The sequence below is a fragment of the Pseudomonas mangiferae genome, from assembly GCF_007109405.1.
GTDB lineage: Bacteria > Pseudomonadota > Gammaproteobacteria > Pseudomonadales > Pseudomonadaceae > Pseudomonas_T > Pseudomonas_T mangiferae.
Genome location: NZ_VJOY01000002.1, coordinates 376336 through 392604, shown reverse-complemented (window position 1 = coordinate 392604; position 16269 = coordinate 376336). Strand labels below are relative to the sequence as shown.

14 protein-coding genes are annotated in these 16269 nt (G+C 68.1%); 8 read left to right on the top strand and 6 right to left on the bottom strand.

Translation table 11 applies throughout. The annotated features are described in order from the left end of the window. Window positions 1–81 precede the first annotated feature (81 nt). A complete protein-coding gene (locus tag FM069_RS04135; RefSeq protein ID WP_143487014.1) occupies window positions 82–2541 on the top strand; it encodes a TonB-dependent siderophore receptor in 2460 nt (819 codons plus the stop codon). A 449-nt stretch (window positions 2542–2990) separates the two neighbouring features. Then, on the top strand, window positions 2991–4661 hold the full coding sequence (gene leuA / locus FM069_RS04125; protein ID WP_143487012.1) for a 2-isopropylmalate synthase: 1671 nt from the start codon (window positions 2991–2993) through the stop codon (window positions 4659–4661). Between the two features lie 213 nt (window positions 4662–4874). On the opposite strand, the gene FM069_RS04120 is transcribed toward leuA, so the two are convergent. Then, window positions 4875–5465: a cupin domain-containing protein gene (locus tag FM069_RS04120; protein ID WP_143487011.1), complete on the bottom strand. Its 591-nt coding sequence runs from the start codon at window positions 5463–5465 to the stop codon at window positions 4875–4877. Window positions 5466–5632: 167 nt separating this feature from the next. On the opposite strand from FM069_RS04120, the gene FM069_RS04115 reads away from it, so the two are divergent. Genes FM069_RS04115 through FM069_RS04095 form a run of 5 tightly spaced genes read left to right on the top strand, consistent with a single transcriptional unit; the run spans window position 5633 to window position 10288 of the window. Beyond that, window positions 5633–6301, top strand: a complete 669-nt coding sequence (locus FM069_RS04115) for an amino acid ABC transporter permease (protein ID WP_178106655.1) — start codon at window positions 5633–5635, stop codon at window positions 6299–6301. Between the two features lie 23 nt (window positions 6302–6324). Further along, entirely contained in the window at window positions 6325–7095 is a 771-nt protein-coding gene (locus tag FM069_RS04110) for an amino acid ABC transporter ATP-binding protein (protein ID WP_143487009.1), read from the top strand. After that, window positions 7092–7928: a substrate-binding periplasmic protein gene (locus FM069_RS04105; RefSeq protein ID WP_218570279.1), complete on the top strand. Its 837-nt coding sequence runs from the start codon at window positions 7092–7094 to the stop codon at window positions 7926–7928. Before FM069_RS04110 ends, FM069_RS04105 begins: the two co-directional genes overlap by 4 nt. An 18-nt stretch (window positions 7929–7946) precedes the next feature. Continuing rightward, window positions 7947–9029 (top strand): arginase family protein, encoded by a 1083-nt coding sequence (locus tag FM069_RS04100; protein ID WP_143487008.1) that lies wholly within the window; start codon window positions 7947–7949, stop codon window positions 9027–9029. Beyond that, window positions 9026–10288, top strand: coding sequence for a hydantoinase/carbamoylase family amidase (locus FM069_RS04095; RefSeq protein WP_143487007.1), 1263 nt, complete (start codon window positions 9026–9028; stop codon window positions 10286–10288). Before FM069_RS04100 ends, FM069_RS04095 begins: the two co-directional genes overlap by 4 nt. A gap of 222 nt (window positions 10289–10510) precedes the next feature. Here the strand turns inward: FM069_RS04095 and FM069_RS04090 are convergent, their stop codons facing one another. After that, complete coding sequence (locus FM069_RS04090) at window positions 10511–10825, bottom strand: winged helix-turn-helix transcriptional regulator (protein ID WP_143487006.1); 315 nt, start codon at window positions 10823–10825, stop codon at window positions 10511–10513. Window positions 10826–10942: 117 nt separating this feature from the next. On the opposite strand from FM069_RS04090, the gene gstA reads away from it, so the two are divergent. Further along, window positions 10943–11572 carry a glutathione transferase GstA gene (gene gstA / locus FM069_RS04085; RefSeq protein WP_143487005.1) on the top strand — a complete coding sequence of 210 codons (630 nt, stop codon included), beginning with the start codon at window positions 10943–10945 and terminating at the stop codon, window positions 11570–11572. Window positions 11573–11712: 140 nt separating this feature from the next. On the opposite strand, the gene FM069_RS04080 is transcribed toward gstA, so the two are convergent. The 4 genes from FM069_RS04080 to der all read right to left on the bottom strand — a co-directional run bounded on the left by FM069_RS04080 (window position 11713) and on the right by der (window position 16200). Beyond that, window positions 11713–12210, bottom strand: coding sequence for a hypothetical protein (locus FM069_RS04080; protein WP_143487004.1), 498 nt, complete (start codon window positions 12208–12210; stop codon window positions 11713–11715). Window positions 12211–12382: 172 nt separating this feature from the next. Continuing rightward, window positions 12383–13168, bottom strand: a complete 786-nt coding sequence (locus FM069_RS04075) for an amidohydrolase (RefSeq protein ID WP_143487003.1) — start codon at window positions 13166–13168, stop codon at window positions 12383–12385. A gap of 50 nt (window positions 13169–13218) precedes the next feature. Further along, the gene (locus FM069_RS04070) at window positions 13219–14370 is read right to left on the bottom strand and encodes a pyridoxal phosphate-dependent aminotransferase (protein WP_143487002.1); all 1152 of its coding nucleotides are present in this window, start codon (window positions 14368–14370) and stop codon (window positions 13219–13221) included. Window positions 14371–14718: 348 nt separating this feature from the next. Then, window positions 14719–16200 carry a ribosome biogenesis GTPase Der gene (gene der, locus FM069_RS04065; protein ID WP_143487001.1) on the bottom strand — a complete coding sequence of 494 codons (1482 nt, stop codon included), beginning with the start codon at window positions 16198–16200 and terminating at the stop codon, window positions 14719–14721. Window positions 16201–16269 lie beyond the last annotated feature (69 nt).

Sequence of the window (16269 nt, the reverse complement as noted above, 5' to 3'; positions counted from 1 at the left end):
GGGGTTTGCCCGTGCCGTCCGGCCTGTATCGGACGGCCGCCCATGGCCACCCGCCCACCTCATCATCTACAGGAACCCGCAATGACCCGCCTTCCTTCCCCGCGGAGCCCACTGGGCCAAGCCATCAGCGCCGCCGTGCTCGGCGTGAGCCTGGGCCTGGGCGCGTTGCCCCAGCCCGTCCGCGGCGACGAACGCCCGGCCACCGAGCAGCGCCGCTGGGACGTCCCCGCCGGCCCGCTCGCGGCCGCCCTGGACCAGTTCGCCCGCCAGGGCGGCCTGAACCTGTCCTATGACGCCGCCAGCATGCAGGGCAAGCGCACCCAGGGGGTCTCCGGCGCCCTCGACGCGGCCGGGGCGCTGGGTGTGCTGCTCCAGGGCAGCGGCATGCAGGCGCAGCAGCAAGGCGGCGACGGTTTCCTGCTGTTCCCGGCGGCGGAACCGGTGGACGGCGCCCTGGAACTGGGCGCGGTGTCCATCGGCGGCACCCGCCTGGGCGAGGTGACCGAGCACAGCGGGTCCTACACCACCGGCGCGGTGACCATCGGCAAGACCCCGCAGACCCTGCGGCGCACCCCGCAGTCGGTCTCGGTGCTGACCCAGCAGCGCCTGGACGACCAGCACCTGACCAACCTCACCAGCGTGCTGGAGCAGACCCCGGGGATCATCGTCGATTACACCGACAGCGAACGGGTCAACTACTACGCCCGGGGCTATCAGATCGACGCCATCCAGTACGACGGCGCGACCCTCGCCCAGGGCAGCGGCGGCGGCTCGTTCATCCAGACCGACTCGGCGATCCTCGACCACGTGGAGGCGTTGCGGGGCGCCACCGGCATGCTGCGCGGCTCGGGCAACCCCTCAGGGACGGTGAACCTGGTGCGCAAGCGGCCCACCTACGACTTCCAGGCGTCCGGCAGCTACGCCACCGGCACCTGGGACGCCCAGCGCTACGTGGCGGACATTTCCGGACCGCTGTCGGCGGAAGGCGCGATCCGCGGCCGCATCGTCGCGGTCCACGACGACCGAGACTTCTTCCAGGACGCCCGCATGGAGCGCAAGAACGTGCTCTACACGGTGCTGGCGGCGGACCTCACCGACCGCACCACCCTCACCGGTGGCCTCGAATACACCGAACTGGAGGCCACCGGCGCCTGGGGCAACCTGCCGGCGGACTTCGACGGCTCGCCCCTGGACCTGCCCCGGGACACCTACCTGGGCGCCAACTGGAACCGCTGGGACCGCAACAACCTGCAGGCCTTCGGCGAGCTGGAGCACCGCTTCGACAACGACTGGTCGCTGAAGCTGTCCGGCACCCGGACCCACTACCGGCTGGAAGACAACGGCTTCAAGCAGACCTACATCAGTCGCCCGGCCGGCGCCACCAACCCCTACCTGTTCAACGTCCAGGTCACCGAGGGGGATGGCGGCGAGAGCGAGCAGACCAACCTCAGTGGCCTGCTCCACGGGCCGTTCGAGCTGTTCGGCCGCGAGCACGAGATGGTCCTGGGCGCCGAACGCATCCGCAACGACTCCTACGCCTCGGCCACCGCCAACCGGCAGAACTTGCTGACCAACGTGGACATCCGCCACTGGGACCCCAGCACGATCCTCGCCGAGCCGAGCATCCCCATCACCGCCACGCCGGTGCTGACCCGCACCACCCAAGAGGGAGCGTACGCCACCTGGCGCCTGTCCCTGGCCGAACCGCTGACGGCGATCCTCGGTGCACGGATGAGCTGGTGGGATTACGAGCAGCCGGCAACCCCGGACAATAACTACAGCGTCGACCACGAGGTGACGCCGTACGCGGCGCTCATCTACGACCTCAACGACACCTACAGCGCCTACGCCAGCTACACCGAAATCTTCAGCCCGCAGAACTACACCGACGCCTCGGGCTCGCTGCTGGACCCGGTGACCGGCGAGGCCTACGAGCTGGGGGTGAAGGGCGAGTTCTACGACGGCCGGCTGAACACCTCGTTCGCAGTGTTCCGCATCAACCAGGTGGGCAAGGCCCTGGACGACCCGGAGAGCGCCAACCCCTGCCTGCCGTTCTACGAGAGCGGCTACTGCAAGGTGGCTGGCGGCAAGAGCCGCAGCGACGGCTTCGAGCTGGAGGTTTCCGGCGAGGTGCTGCCGGGCTGGCAGGTCTCCGGCGGCTACACCTACAACACCACCGAGTACCTCAAGGACACCGCCAGCAACACCGGCAACGTGCTGCGCTCCACCGACCCCAAGCGCCTGCTGAAGCTGTTCACCACCTACCGGCTGCCGGGCCAGTACGCCGCGTGGACCGTAGGCGGCGGCGTGCAGGCCCAGAGCGACACCTACGCCCGCAGCGGCAAGGCGGAAGCCCGCCAAGGCGGCTACGCGGTGTACAACGCAGTGGTCAACTACCAGTTCGACGACCACTACTCGGTGCAGCTCAACGCCAACAACCTGTTCGATAAGTACTACTACAAGAAAATCAGCGCCACGGGCATCGGCTACTACTACGGCGACCCGCGCAACGTCTCGCTCACCCTGCGCGCGGCGTTCTGAGTCCCGGGGCGGCGCCTGCGGGCGCCGCTGCCCGGCGCATCCGGGTGCGCGTGGCCCGCCCTCTTCGTCCCCATCGTCGCGGCCCATTGCCGGTCGCCTCTTGCCCATGGACTGGACCGGCTCCCCTTCCCCGCTCCGGGGCAATGCCCACATCGTCACATTCGTTCTAGCCGCGCCAGCATGGCGCGCCTTAACATCGTCTAGCGCATTGCACGAACACAACGAGATAAAATTGCTGAAAAATACTTGATACGCGATTTACCAGCGTATTTCCTCAAGTTGTTGCAATGAAACCCCTGCATCGTTAGCGTTGACCCCATGAATACGCCACAGACCCTCATCCTGCTGCGCCAATACGCCTGCCAGCGTCTGGTCAGCCCGCGACTGCCAGGCTGAAACCGCCCTTCGCCCCGCCGTTTCCGTCTGCACACTTTCCAGGGACCACCGCCATGAGCATGCTCAAAGACCCGTCGAAGAAATACCGCCCCTTCACCCGCATCGACATCCCCGACCGCACCTGGCCGGACCAGGTGATCGACAAGGCGCCCATCTGGCTGTCCACCGACCTGCGCGACGGCAACCAGTCGCTGATCGAGCCGATGGATGCCGAGAAGAAGATGCGCTTCTTCAAATGCCTGGTGGGCGTGGGCCTGAAGGAGATCGAGGTGGGCTTCCCCTCTGCCTCCCAGACCGACTTCGACTTCATCCGCGCGCTGATCGAGGAAGGCCACATCCCGGACGACGTCACCATCCAGGTGCTGACCCAGGCCCGCGACGACCTCATCGAGCGCACCTTCGAGTCCCTCAAGGGCGCCAAGAAGGCCATCGTCCACGTCTACAACGCCTGCGCGCCGAGCTTCCGCAAGATCGTCTTCAACCAGGACAAGGCCGGCGTCAAGGCCATTGCCGTGGCCGCCGCGACCACCATCAAGCGCCTGGCCGATGCCCACCCGGAGACCCAGTGGGGCTTCGAGTACTCGCCCGAGGTGTTCAGCTCCACCGAGACCGACTTCGCCGTGGAGGTGTGCAACGCGGTGATCGGGGTGTTCCAGCCGACCCCGGCCAACCGGTTGATCCTCAATCTGCCGGCCACCATCGAGTGCGCCACTCCCAACAACTACGCCGACCAGATCGAGTGGTTCGGCCGCCATGTCGACCGCCGCGACAGCGTCATCATCAGCGTGCACACCCACAATGACCGGGGCACCGGCGTGGCCGCCTCCGAGCTGGCGCTGATGGCGGGTGCGGACCGGGTGGAAGGCTGCCTGTTCGGCAATGGCGAGCGCACCGGCAACGTCTGCCTGGTGACCCTGGCGCTGAACCTCTACACCCAGGGCGTCGACCCCGAGCTGGATTTCTCCGACATCGATGCCGTGCGCAAGGTGGTGGAGGAATGCAACCAGTTGCCGGTGCACCCGCGCCACGCCTATGTCGGCGACCTGGTGCACACCGCCTTCTCCGGCTCCCACCAGGACGCGATCCGCAAGGGCTTCGCCCAGCAGAAACCGGACGCGTTGTGGGAAGTGCCGTACCTGCCCATCGACCCGGCCGACATCGGCCGCGACTACGAGGCGGTGATCCGGGTGAACAGCCAGTCCGGCAAGGGGGGCATCACCTTCCTGCTGGAGCAGGAATACGGCATCAGCCTGCCGCGCCGCATGCAGATCGAGTTCAGCCAGGTGGTGCAGAAGGAGACCGATCGCCTCGGCCTGGAGATGACCGCCCAGCAGATCTACGCCTTGCTGGACCGGGAATACCTGCAGGCCAAGACGCCTTACGCCCTGAAGAGCCATCGCCTGCAGGAAGAGAACGGCACCAGCGCCGTGGACGTGGAAGTGGTGGCCAACGGCGAGCCGCAGCACTGGCGCGGCATCGGCAAAGGCCCCCTGGAAGCCCTGGTGGCCGGCCTGCCGGTCGCGGTGGAGATCATGGACTATTCCGAGCATGCCATCGGCGCCGGCACCAACGCCCAGGCCGCGGCCTACATCGAACTGCGGATGGAGGGCGGCCGCGCCCTGCACGGGATCGGCATCGACGAGAACCTGACCACCGCCAGCTTCCGCGCCCTGTTCAGCGCGCTGAACCGCGCCCTGGTGCAGGCCGAGGCCCAGGCCGCCTGAGCCGCGACCCGCTTCTGGCCCATGACGCCCGATGCCTTGGCATCGGGCGTTTTCGTTTGGGGCCCGCGAACGGTCGGCCTGGGAAGTATCGGGCAGGGCGTCATCGGAACCGGTGGATCAACGACGGGCGAGGCGGTAATGGCCCGGCACCCGCTCCGCCTGTTGTCCCGATGCGATCGAAACGGCGCCCTTCGCCGGCGGCCTTGAACCGGCTCAGAAGGTGGGCGGGGTGTTGACCCAGAGCACCCGGGCCAGGGTCCGCCCCGGGTTGTGGTAGTGGTGGCGCTGGGTCGACGGGAACCAGAACGAGTCGCCCGTCTGCAGGAAATAGGTCTCGTCGTCCACGGTGAGTTCCAGGCAGCCGTCGAGGACGTAGCCCAGCTCTTCCCCCTCGTGGCTGATGGCACCGTCGCTCTGAGCGCCCGGCTCGACGATGTGTATATTCACCTCAAGTAACGCACCCATTTGGGTCGGAGCGATACGTTCCAGTGCAACGGCGGGGGTTTCGTCGTCCTCGCTGCGCAGGCGGATCACCGGCCGCTCACCCACCCGCTTGACCAATCCTTCGTTCTGCTGGGTCTCGAACAACGCACCGATGGTGGTGCCCAGAGCCGCCGAAATGGCGTGCAGGGCGCGCACCGATGGCGCGGCGTTTCCCTTCTCTATCTTGGAGATCATGCTCTCCGAGCAGCCCGCCAGGTCCGCCAGCTGGCGCATCCGCAGGCCGCGGTTCAACCGCAGCATCCTCAATCGCGAGCCCAGTTCGGCTTCCGCAACGGCCCCGGGCCGACCCTTCACATCCATATCCCTTCCTCGGTCTTCGCGCCACTCGCGCAGGAGTGGCACGATTCTAGCTTTAAACCATAATTCAAGCACTTGAATTTTAAGATTGCATTTGAATAACAGGTCAGTCGCTTTCCTTGCCCCCGGCAAGCAAGCAACTGACGTACCCAGCCTGGAGGAGAGAACGCGTGAGCGGCTACGAATGGCAATTCCACATCATCCTGGACTACTGGCCCATCTTCGTCCGTGGCGCCTGGACCACCCTCAAGCTGACCTTCGCCTCCACCCTGCTGGGGTTGGTGATCGGCCTGCCCGCCGGCATCCTGCGGCAGTCCAAGATCCGCTGGCTGCGGGCGCCGGTCTCGCTGTACGTGGAGGTCATCCGCGCCACCCCGGCGCTGGTGCAGATCGTCTGGATCTACTACTGCTTCCCGATCCTCTTCGGGCTGCAGATGGGCGCCGAGACCACCATCGTCATCGCCCTCGGCATCCACACCGGGGCCTACGTGGCGGAAATCGTCCGCGCCGGGATCAACGCGGTGGACGCCGGCCAGTTCATGGCCGCGAAGTCCATCGGCATGAGCGGCGCCAAGACCCTGCGGCGGATCATCCTGCCCCAGGCCGGGCAGAAGATGATCCCGCCCTTCATCAATGAGTTCGCCAACATCATGAAGCTCTCGACGCTGGCCTCGACCATCGCCGTCTACGAGCTGCTGCAGGAATCCAACAACCTCATCGCCACCGTCTACCGGCCCCTGGAGGTGTACACCTTCCTGGCGGTGGTCTTCTTCTGCATCACCTACCCCTGGATCTGGCTCTCCCAGCGCTACGAGGCTCGCCTGCGGAGGCGCGCATGAACCCCCACGACGGAGGACGGCCCATGCTGACCATCACCCACCTGAGCAAGGCCTACGGCGACCTGACGGTCCTCAAGGACATCAGCCTCGAGATCAGCGCCAACGAAGTGGTGGCGATCATCGGCCCCAGCGGCTCGGGCAAGAGCACCCTGCTCAAGTGCCTGAACTTCCTCGAACCCTACGACGGCGGCGAAGTGCGCTTCGAGGGCGAGCTGGTGGGCTACGAGGACAGCCCGCGTGGGCGCCGCCCGGCCCGGGAGCGCCAGACCAACCGGCAACGGGCGCGGATGGGCATGGTGTTCCAGAACTTCAACCTGTTTCCCCACATGAGCGTGCTGGAGAACCTCCTCGAAGGGCCGGTGCAGGTGCTGGGCGAGCCCCGCGCCGAGGTCACCGAGCGGGCCCTCGGCCTGCTCACCAAGGTGGGCCTGCTGGAAAAACGCGACGCCCGCCCCTCGACCCTGTCCGGCGGCCAGCAGCAACGCGCGGCCATCGCCCGCGCCCTGGCCATGCGGCCGAAGCTGATGCTGTTCGACGAGCCCACCTCGGCCCTCGACCCGGAGCTGGTGGGCGAGGTGCTGGCCACCATCGGCCAACTGGCGGCCGAGGGCATGCCCATGGTCATCGTCACCCACGAGATGAGCTTCGCCCGGGACGTCGCCGACCGGGTGATCTTCATGGAAGGCGGCGAAGTGGTGGAGGAAGGCCCGCCGTCGGTGATCTTCAGCCACCCCAGCAACCCCCGTACCCAACAATTCCTGTCCCGCGTACTCCACGAGAGGTTCCACCCATGAAACCCCTGATGCGCCTGCTGCTGTCCCTGTGCACCACCCTCGCCCTGATCGCCAGCCTCCCGGCCCACGCCGCGGGCGAACTGCGCCGGATCGCCGAATCCGGGCAGTTGAAGATCGGCTACATCCCCTCGCCCCCCGGCACCGCCAAGGACCCCCGCAGCGGCGAGCTGACCGGCTTCTACGTCGATGCCGCCAAGGCCATCGCCGAGGACATGGGGGTGAAACCGGTGTTCATCGAGACCACCTGGGCCAACTTCGTCGCCGGGCTGCAGTCCGGGCAGTTCGACATGTCCATCGGCGCCACCTTCGCCACGGTCAAGCGGGCCATGGCGGTGGACTTCACCACGCCGATCTTCTACCTGGGCAGTGTCGCCGTGGTGGGCCGCGACGACACGCGCTTCGCCAGCATCGCCGATATGAACAAGCCAGAGGTGCGCGTCGCCGTGGTCCAGGGCACTGCCGCCGAAACCTACGTGCGCGCCAACATGCCCCAGGCGCGAATCACCGCCCTGAACACCGGCAACCTCACCGCGGGCTTCATGGAAGTGGCGGCCGGGCGCGCCGACGTCAGCTTCGAGGACCTGTTCACCGCCACCCAGTTCGCCAAGCAGCAGCCGGGGGTGAAGGTGATCTTCGCCGACAAGCCGGTGAATTTCCTGCCCATCTCCTGGACCGTGAACAAAGGCAACAGCGAGCTGCTGTCGGTGCTCAACATCGGCCTCTCCAACCTGCTGGTGTCCGGCCGCTGGGACGCCATCGCCGCCAAGTACATCGACGGCGGCCGCTACGTGAACCAGCCCAACCTGCGCGCCTTCCCCCGCGCGGCCGAATGATTTCGACGGAGAACGCTCATGCCTCATTACCCGACCTGGCCCGAGACCCTCGCCGGCAAGCACTGGCGCAACGTGCACTTCCCGCGCATCCGCGAAGACACCCCGACCTTCCTGGGGGTGCCCTACGCCATCCGTGAGGAAGACCTGCAGGGCGCCGACATCGTCATCATCGGCGCGCCCTTCGCCGCCGGCTGGGGCAAGAAATACAGCGGCGTGGACAAGGCCGAATGGCTAGCCGCCACCACCCGGGTGCGCCAGCAGTCGATCCGCTACCGCGGCGGCTACGTCCAGGACTTCGACCTGGACATCTTCGAGCACCTGAAAGTGGTGGACTACGGCGACATCGACATCCCCCTGGAGGCCAGCTACGAAGGCACCGTCGAGCGCATCCTCGAGGCCCAGGCCAGCGTCGAGCGCAAGGTGAAGCAGGTGCTGGCGGCCGGTGCCATCCCGGTGGTCATCGGGCAGAACTCGCCGGTGGCCTCCTACGCCGTGGGCCGCCCGGTGGCCGAGCACATCGGCGGGCCGGTCGGCATGGTCAGCCTGGACACCCACTGGGACTGCTGGCCCTACGACTGGGCGACGATGAACGAGCACATCGCCGGCTCCACCAACTGGAAGGACAAGCTGTTCCGCGACTGCCCCAACTACGCCATCCGCAACCTGGTGGAGATCGGCGAGCGCGGCATGCTCGAAGACCCCAACGTGGTCCGCCACTACCTGCGCAACGGCGCCTGCTTCATGCCTATGTGGAAGATCCGCACCGAGCTGGGCATCGACGGCGTGGTGCGCAACCTGGACCAGGCCTACCAAGGCACCGACGGGGTCTACGCGCACTTCGACATGGACGTGCTGGGCGGCGCCGGCCCCAGCGACGGCGACCTGCTGGGGGAACTGGCCGAGCCCATCGGCATGACCGACTACGAGGCGATCCGCATCGCCCACGAGGTGGGCAAGCGTGGCTGCGCCGGGCTGTCCTTCCTGTGCATCCCGCCGGGCTCGGCGGTGATGTACCGGGTGATCGTCTACGTCCTGACCTATTTCATGGCCGGCGTGGCCCTGGGCAAGATCGCCCGGGGTGCCGAGGGACGGCAAGGATGATGGCCAGCGCCCCCCACGGCGGCCCGCGGGCGCCGCGCATCGACGGCGAGCGCCTCTGGCGCCGCCACCTGGAGCTCGCCCGCCACGGCGCGTTGTCGGCGGGCGGTGTCGACCGCCCGGCGTTCTCCGCCATCGATGCCCAGGCCCGTCGGCAACTGGTCGACTGGGGCCGGGCGATCGGCCTGGTCCCGTCCATGGACGCCATCGGCAACCTGTTCCTGCGCCGGACGGGACGGCGCCCCGAACTGCCGGCAGTGGCCACCGGCTCGCACCTGGACACCCAGCCCACCGGCGGCAAGTTCGACGGCGCCTATGGCGTGCTGGCCGGGCTGGAGGCGCTGGCCAGCCTGCACGAGGCCGGGCTGCAGACCGAGCGCGACCTGCTGCTGGTGGTCTGGGCCAACGAGGAAGGTTCCCACTTCGCCCCCACCACCATGGGCTCGGCGGTGTTCAGCGGCCAGTTGCCCCTGGCGGAGGCCCTGGCCGCCCAGGCCCCCGACGGCGGCCGGCTGGAGGACGCCCTGCCGGCGTTCCTCGCGGCCCACCCCGAGGTGCCCCGGCAGGACACCGCCCCGCCCCTGCACGCGTTTCTGGAGGCCCATATCGAGCAGGGACCGGTGCTGGAAGCGGCCGGCCTGCCCCTGGGCATCGTCACCGGCATCCAGGGCCTGCGCTGGCTGGAGGTGGACGTGCGCGGGCAGGAGGCCCACGCCGGCACCACGCCGGGCAGCGTGCGCCGGGACGCCCTGCGCCAGGCGGTGCAGATGGCCCGGGCGCTGTTCGCCCATTTCGACGCCCTCGGCGACAGCGTGCGCTTCACCCTCGGGCGCTGGCGGGTCGAGCCGGGCTCGCCCAACACCGTGCCCGGCCGGGTGCGCTTCACCATCGACCTGCGGCACCCCCGGGAAGCGGCGCTGGCGGACGGCGAAGAGGCGATCCGCCAGCTCTGCGAGACCCATGCGGGTCCCTGCACGGTGGCGGTGGAGCGGCTGAGCGGTTCGGCGCCCATCGTCTTCCCGGAGGGCATTCGCGACCTGCTGGACCAATGCGCCGACCTCTGGGCGTTCCCGCGGATGGCCCTCGTATCCGGTGCCACCCACGACGCCAAGCTGCTCCACGGGGTGACCACCACCGGCATGCTCTTCGTGCCCTGCGAAAAGGGCATCAGCCACAACCAGCTGGAAAACGCCACGCCGGAGCACCTGGCGGCCGGCACCCAGGTGCTGGCCGAAGCCCTGCTGCGGCTGGCGGACGCCTAGCGCCAGGGAAGGCCGAAGCCGCGGTCCGGAGACGCGTCGCGCGCCTCCGGGCCAGGCCCCCACGGGTCAGGGCTGTGTCCGCTTCTGCAAGGGGCGCCCGTGATCGTCATGAGTCCGTGGCGGTTTCGCCCAATTGGTTGGGAAATCAGGACGCGCGCCAACGCTAAGAGTCGGCCAACCGTCCGCGCCTATGGCGCTATACGAAGTGGGCTGCCCGAAGGGTTAGCGGCTCTTGAGCCACAGGCCGAACGTTTTCATCACCGCGACGACGGGTTCCAATCGCCGCCCGTCTTCGGTCAGCGCGTATTCCACCGTGACCGGCACCGTCGGGAACACCGTGCGCGTCACCAGGCCCGCCTCTTCCAGCGCGCGCAGGTCCAGGGTCAGCATGCGTTGCGAAATGGCGGGGATGTCCCGCCTCAGGGCATTGAAGCGCTTGGGCCCGTCGAGCAGGTAGGAGGCGATGAGCAGGCGCCAGCGGCCGCCCAGCACGCGCATGGCTTCTTCGACCGAGCAACCGGACACCGTGTCTTTCATGGCGAGCCTCAAGGGTGGAAGGTATATTTTTTGTACCTATACCACACAATAGTGCCTTCTTTCCGTTTTATACCTGCACTCTAGAATGGGGCCGACTTCCCACCCTGGAGTCCCTCCATGAAGCTGTACTACATCCCCGGTTCCTGTTCCCTCTCGCCCCACATCGTGCTGAATGAACTCGGCCTCGACGCCACGCTGATCAGGGTCGATTACAGGAATCACCGCACCGAGGCAGGCGAGGACTACTACACGATCAACCCGCTCGGCTACGTGCCCGCCCTGGAGCTGGACGACGGCACGCGCCTACGCGAGGGGCCGGCCATCCTGCAGTACCTGGGCGACCTGAAGCCGGAGCGCGCACTCGTGCCCCTACCCGGCACCCTCGACCGCTATCGCCTGCAGGAGTGGCTGAACTTCCTGTCGTCCGAGATCCACAAGGGATTCGTCCCGCTGCTGTACACGACCCAGGCGGGCCGGTACCTGGAGACGGCCAAGCCGAAGCTGGAAAAGCGCTTCGCCTGGATCGACCAACAGATGGCCCAGCGCGCCTACCTGTTGGGCGAGGCCTTCAGCGTGGCGGACGCCTACCTGTTCGCCCTGACGGGCTGGGGCCAGGCCGCCTGGCTGACCAGCCACTACCAGGCCGACATTCATTTCGACGCGCTTCCTCACCTTCGGGCCTGGTACGAGCGGGTGCGGGCGCGACCGGCGGTCCAGGACGCGTTGCGCACGGAAGGGCTCGCCTGACCCTCGCGAGGGGGTACGGTTCTGCCCTGGCCCACGGCTGGCCGCCGTGGAGGCCGCCGCGGCCGCTCACGGCGCGGCGCCTGGGCGCTCCCCCCGCCGGACGAGCCCGCAACGGCGGGGGACGACGCGCCCGGCCCGGATCAGGCGCTGGTGTTCACCAGTTGCCCGCTGCTGCTGTCCGAGGATTCGGCGTTGGCCTCGGTCAGGGAGGCGTAGGCCTGCTGAAGGGACGCGTTGGTGGTGGCGATCTGCGCCTGCACCGCCTGGGCCTGGGTGCGCTTGACGTCGTCGCTCTGGTCGCTCGCCTGGAGTTGCTTGAGCTGTTGCTGCTGCTCTTGCAGTTCCTTCTTCAGTTGCTCGATGGTCTGCTTGATTTCCTTGATGGTGTCGGAGGTGTCGTCGTCGCTGTCGGAATCCGAGTCCGATGCGCCACCCCCGGCCTTGGCACCACCGACCGGCGCACCGCCGGCGGCGGCCCCGTTTGCGGCCCCGCCTGCGGTGGCGGACGCGGTGGTGCCGCCCTGGGTGTCGGTGTCACCGCTGGTCTCGCTGGCAGCGCTGTCGCTGGTAGGGGTTCCGGTCCCGGTGTTGCGGGCGACGTAGCTGGCGGCGAGGCTGCCGATACTGCTGCTGATCATGACGGTGCTCCTCGAGCGTCGTGGATGCGGGTGCGGTACGAAGACGCCGCCGGCCCTGAATCGCCGGCGGCGCGGTTTTCGTACATTCCCAGCATCGGCGCATCCGCGCCGGACTTGATCGCGATCGGGTAACGACGCGGATACGAAGCGCTACAAAGCCGCCGCGCCAGCCTCAGGGCTGCAGGTCGAAGCGGTCCGCATCCAGGTGGGCGGGGAAGCGCTCGCGGTAGGCGGCCAGGGCCTGGGCGGACAGCGTCACCTGGCGTACGCCCTCCTCCGCACCGGCGTCCAGCAGCGTCTCGCCCTGGAAGTCCAGCACCTGACTGTCGCCGCTGTAGGGATAGCCCTTGCCGTCCTCGCCGGTGCGGTTGACCGCCGCCACGTAACAGAGGTTCTCGATGGCCCGAGCCGGCAGCAGGCGGTTCCAGTGGGCGCGGCGGGCCGCCGGCCAGTTGGCGGTGTAGAGCAGCAAGTGGGTGTCCGTGGCGTCGCGGCTCCACACCGGGAAGCGCAGGTCGTAGCAGATCAACGGGCGCACCCGCCAGCCCTTCAGGTCCAGCAGCACCTGGCACTCGCCGGGGCTGTAATGCGCGTGCTCGCCGGCCATGCGGAACAGGTGGCGCTTGTCGTAGTGCAGAACCTCGCCGTCCGGGCGCACCCAGAGCAGTCGGTTACGGTGGCTGCCATCGGCGGCGCGGACGATCAGGCTGCCGGTCAGCACCAGGTCGAGGCGCCGGGCCTGCTCGCGCATCCAGGCCAGAGTCGGGCCGTCCTCCGGCTCCGCCAGGGCCTCGGAGTCCATGGAGAAGCCGGTGGTGAACATCTCCGGCAGGATCGCCAGGTCGGCGCCCCTCGCCTGCTCCAGCAGGCCCTCGAAACGGTCGCGGTTGGCCTGGGGGTCGTGCCAGGCCAGGGTAGTCTGCACCAGGGCCACGCGCAGGTCGTCCAGCGGAAGCATGGCGGTCTCCTCGGTTGCGCGGGCAAGGCCCGCGGGGTGACGGGAACGGGTCAGCGTACCGCGCAGAGGCGCTCGGCGGCCTGGCGCAGGGTGTCCTCGCGCTTGGCGAAACAGAAGCGCACCAGCCGCGCGCCCGCCGGCGGCTCCCGGTAGAACACCGACACCGGGATGCTCGCCACGCCGTGCTCGCGGGTCAGCCACTCGGCCATGCGCACGTCGTCCAGGTCGTCGCGGATGGCCGAGTAGTCCACCACCTGGAAGTAGGTGCCGGCGGCGCGGGTGAAGCGGAAGGCGGAATCTGCCAGCAGGTCGCAGAACAGGTCGCGCTTGGCCTGGTAGAAGGCCGGTAGCTCGGCGAGGTGCTGGGGATGGCTGGCCATGAAGTCGGCCAGGGCGTGCTGCAGCGGGGTCACGCCGCAGAAGGTCACGTACTGGTGGATCTTGCGCAGCTCGGCCGACAGCGCCGGCGGCGCCACCACGTAGCCGGTCTTCCAGCCGGTCACGTGGTAGGTCTTGCCGAACGAGCTGACCACGAAGGCCCGGGCGTAGAGTTCGTCGTGGGCCAGCACGCTGGCGTGGCGCGCGCCGTCGAACACCAGGTGCTCGTACACCTCGTCGCTGATCACGTGGATGTCCCGGTCCCGCAGCAGCTGCGCCAGGCGGTCCAGGTCGTCGCGCCCCAGCAGCGCCCCGCTGGGGTTGTGAGGGGAATTGAGGAACAGCAGGCGGGTGCGCGGGGTGATGGCGTCAGCCAGGCGCTGCCAGTCGACGGCGAAGTCCGGCAGGGCCAGGGGCACGTGGACGCAACGCCCGCCGGCCAGCTCCACCGCGGGCTCGTAGCTGTCGTAGCAGGGGTCGAGGACGATGGCCTCGTCACCGGGCCGGATCAGCGCCTGCACCGCGCAGAAGATCGCCTCGGTGGCCCCGGGCGTCACGGTGATCTCGGCGTCCGCGTCCACCGCCCGCCCGTAGAGGGCACGCACCTTGCTCGCGATCTGCTGGCGCAGCGCCGGCAGGCCGGTCATGGGCGCGTACTGGTTATGGCCCTCGGCGATGTGCCGGGCGACCGCCTCGCGCAGGGCGGCCGGGCCGTCGAAATCGGGGAATCCCTGGGACAGGTTCAGCGCGCCGGTTTCCGCGGCGAGCTGGGACATGCGGGAAAAGATGGTGGTACCGACGTTGGGCAGTTTGCTGGCGATCATGAGCGTTCCCGGGGCTGCGGCGCGCCACAACGAAGCCGCAGGGCGCGGCAGGCGCGGAACCGCAGGATAGCCGATCCGCCCGGCCCGATGCATCCGTCGTGGAACCCCTGGTAGCCGGGCCTACAGAGTAGATCGGGTCGAGCCTGTCCGGCGGAACCTGTCCGGTCGGACCTGCCTGGCTGGACCTACCCGGCTACACCTGTCCGGCAGAACCTGCCTGGCGGAATCTATCCATCCGAACCGCTCTGGCCGTATCGATCCGGGCGGGCCATCCGAGACGGGGTGACCGGTCCGATCAGTCAAACAGTGCCAGGCCCCCGGACACGGGCGCGACCCGTGCCCTCCCCGTCAGCGCTTCTTGTCGCGGCGTTTCTTCTCGGCTTTCTTGTGGTGGCTCATCAGCCGACGCTTGCGGTTCACCTGGCGGTCGGTGAGCTTGTTCTGCTTGCCCTCGTAGGGGTTGTCGCCGCCCTTGTACTCGATGCGGATCGGCGTACCCACCAGCCGCAGCACGCGCCGGTAGGTGTTCTCCAGGTAGCGGCTGTAGGACTTCGGCACCTGGTCCACCTGGTTGCCGTGGATCACGATCAGCGGCGGGTTGGCACCGCCCAGGTGGGCGTAGCGCAGCTTGATGCGGCGGCCGTTAACGGTGGGCGGCTGGTGTTCCTGCACCGCGTCCTCGAGGATCTGCGTGAGGCGGTTGGTGGGCCAGCGGGTGACCGCCGACTTGAACGCCTGCTGCACGGACTTGTACAGGTGGCCGACGCCGGTGCCGTGCTTGGCCGAGATGAAGTGAATGTCCGCCCAGTCGGCGAACATCAGTCGCCGCTCCAGCTCGGTCTTCACGTAGTCCCGTTCCGAAGGCTCCATGCCGTCCCACTTGTTCAGGGCGATGACCAGGGCGCGGCCGCTTTCCAGCACGAAGCCCAGCAGGTTGAGGTCGTGTTCCACCACCCCTTCCCGGGCGTCCATCACGAAGACCACCACGTTGGCGTCCTGGATGGCCTGCAGGGTCTTCACCACCGAGAACTTTTCCACCGCCTCGAAGATCTTGCCGCGGCGGCGCACCCCGGCGGTGTCGATGAGGGTGTACTTCTCCTCGTCCCGCTCGAAGGGGATGTAAATGCTGTCACGGGTGGTTCCGGCCTGGTCGTAGACGATCACCCGCTCCTCGCCGAGCATGCGGTTGACCAGGGTCGACTTGCCGACGTTGGGACGGCCGATGATGGCGATCTTGATGCCGTCCTTCTCGCTTGGGCCGGGGATGCGCGTAGCTTCCTGGCCCTCGGCGACTTCCTCACCGTCGTCGCCCTCGCCTTCCCCCTCGTCCGCGTTGTCCTTGGGGAAGGTCCCCAGCGCCTGCTCCAGCATGGCGGTGATGCCCCGGCCATGGGCGGCGGCGATGGGCAGTGCATCGCCCAGGCCCAGGGGGCTGAATTCCGCCCGGGCGATGTCCGGGTCGACGGTGTCCACCTTGTTGGCGATCAGGAAGCTGCGCTTGTTCCGCTTGCGCAGGTGCTCGGCGATCATCTGGTCGGCGGCGGTCATGCCGGCACGGGAGTCCACCATGAACAGCACGGCGTCGGCTTCCTCGATGGCCTGCAGGGACTGCTCGGCCATCTTCGCGTCGATGCCCTCCTCGTCGCCGGAGATGCCGCCGGTGTCGATCACGATGTAGGTGCGGCCCTGCCACTTGGCCTCGCCGTACTGACGGTCACGGGTCAGGCCGGCGTACTCGGCGACGATGGCGTCGCGGGTCTTGGTCAGGCGGTTGAACAGGGTCGACTTGCCGACGTTGGGGCGGCCCACCAGGGCGATTACCGGAACCATTGGGCTCCTCCAGCGCTAAATCCAGAAAACACAACGGCCGCTGCATGTGCAGCGGCCGGCAGATACATC

Coding starts and splice junctions, on each gene's coding strand:
- FM069_RS04100 (WP_143487008.1), top strand. CDS start 7,947: ATGCCTCATTACCCGACCTGGCCCGAGACCCTCGCCGGCAAGCACTGG.
- der (WP_143487001.1), bottom strand. CDS start 16,200: ATGGTTCCGGTAATCGCCCTGGTGGGCCGCCCCAACGTCGGCAAGTCG.
- leuA (WP_143487012.1), top strand. CDS start 2,991: ATGAGCATGCTCAAAGACCCGTCGAAGAAATACCGCCCCTTCACCCGC.
- FM069_RS04110 (WP_143487009.1), top strand. CDS start 6,325: ATGCTGACCATCACCCACCTGAGCAAGGCCTACGGCGACCTGACGGTC.
- FM069_RS04120 (WP_143487011.1), bottom strand. CDS start 5,465: ATGGATGTGAAGGGTCGGCCCGGGGCCGTTGCGGAAGCCGAACTGGGC.
- FM069_RS04075 (WP_143487003.1), bottom strand. CDS start 13,168: ATGCTTCCGCTGGACGACCTGCGCGTGGCCCTGGTGCAGACTACCCTG.
- FM069_RS04105 (WP_218570279.1), top strand. CDS start 7,092: ATGAAACCCCTGATGCGCCTGCTGCTGTCCCTGTGCACCACCCTCGCC.
- FM069_RS04070 (WP_143487002.1), bottom strand. CDS start 14,370: ATGATCGCCAGCAAACTGCCCAACGTCGGTACCACCATCTTTTCCCGC.
- gstA (WP_143487005.1), top strand. CDS start 10,943: ATGAAGCTGTACTACATCCCCGGTTCCTGTTCCCTCTCGCCCCACATC.
- FM069_RS04095 (WP_143487007.1), top strand. CDS start 9,026: ATGATGGCCAGCGCCCCCCACGGCGGCCCGCGGGCGCCGCGCATCGAC.
- FM069_RS04080 (WP_143487004.1), bottom strand. CDS start 12,210: ATGATCAGCAGCAGTATCGGCAGCCTCGCCGCCAGCTACGTCGCCCGC.
- FM069_RS04135 (WP_143487014.1), top strand. CDS start 82: ATGACCCGCCTTCCTTCCCCGCGGAGCCCACTGGGCCAAGCCATCAGC.
- FM069_RS04090 (WP_143487006.1), bottom strand. CDS start 10,825: ATGAAAGACACGGTGTCCGGTTGCTCGGTCGAAGAAGCCATGCGCGTG.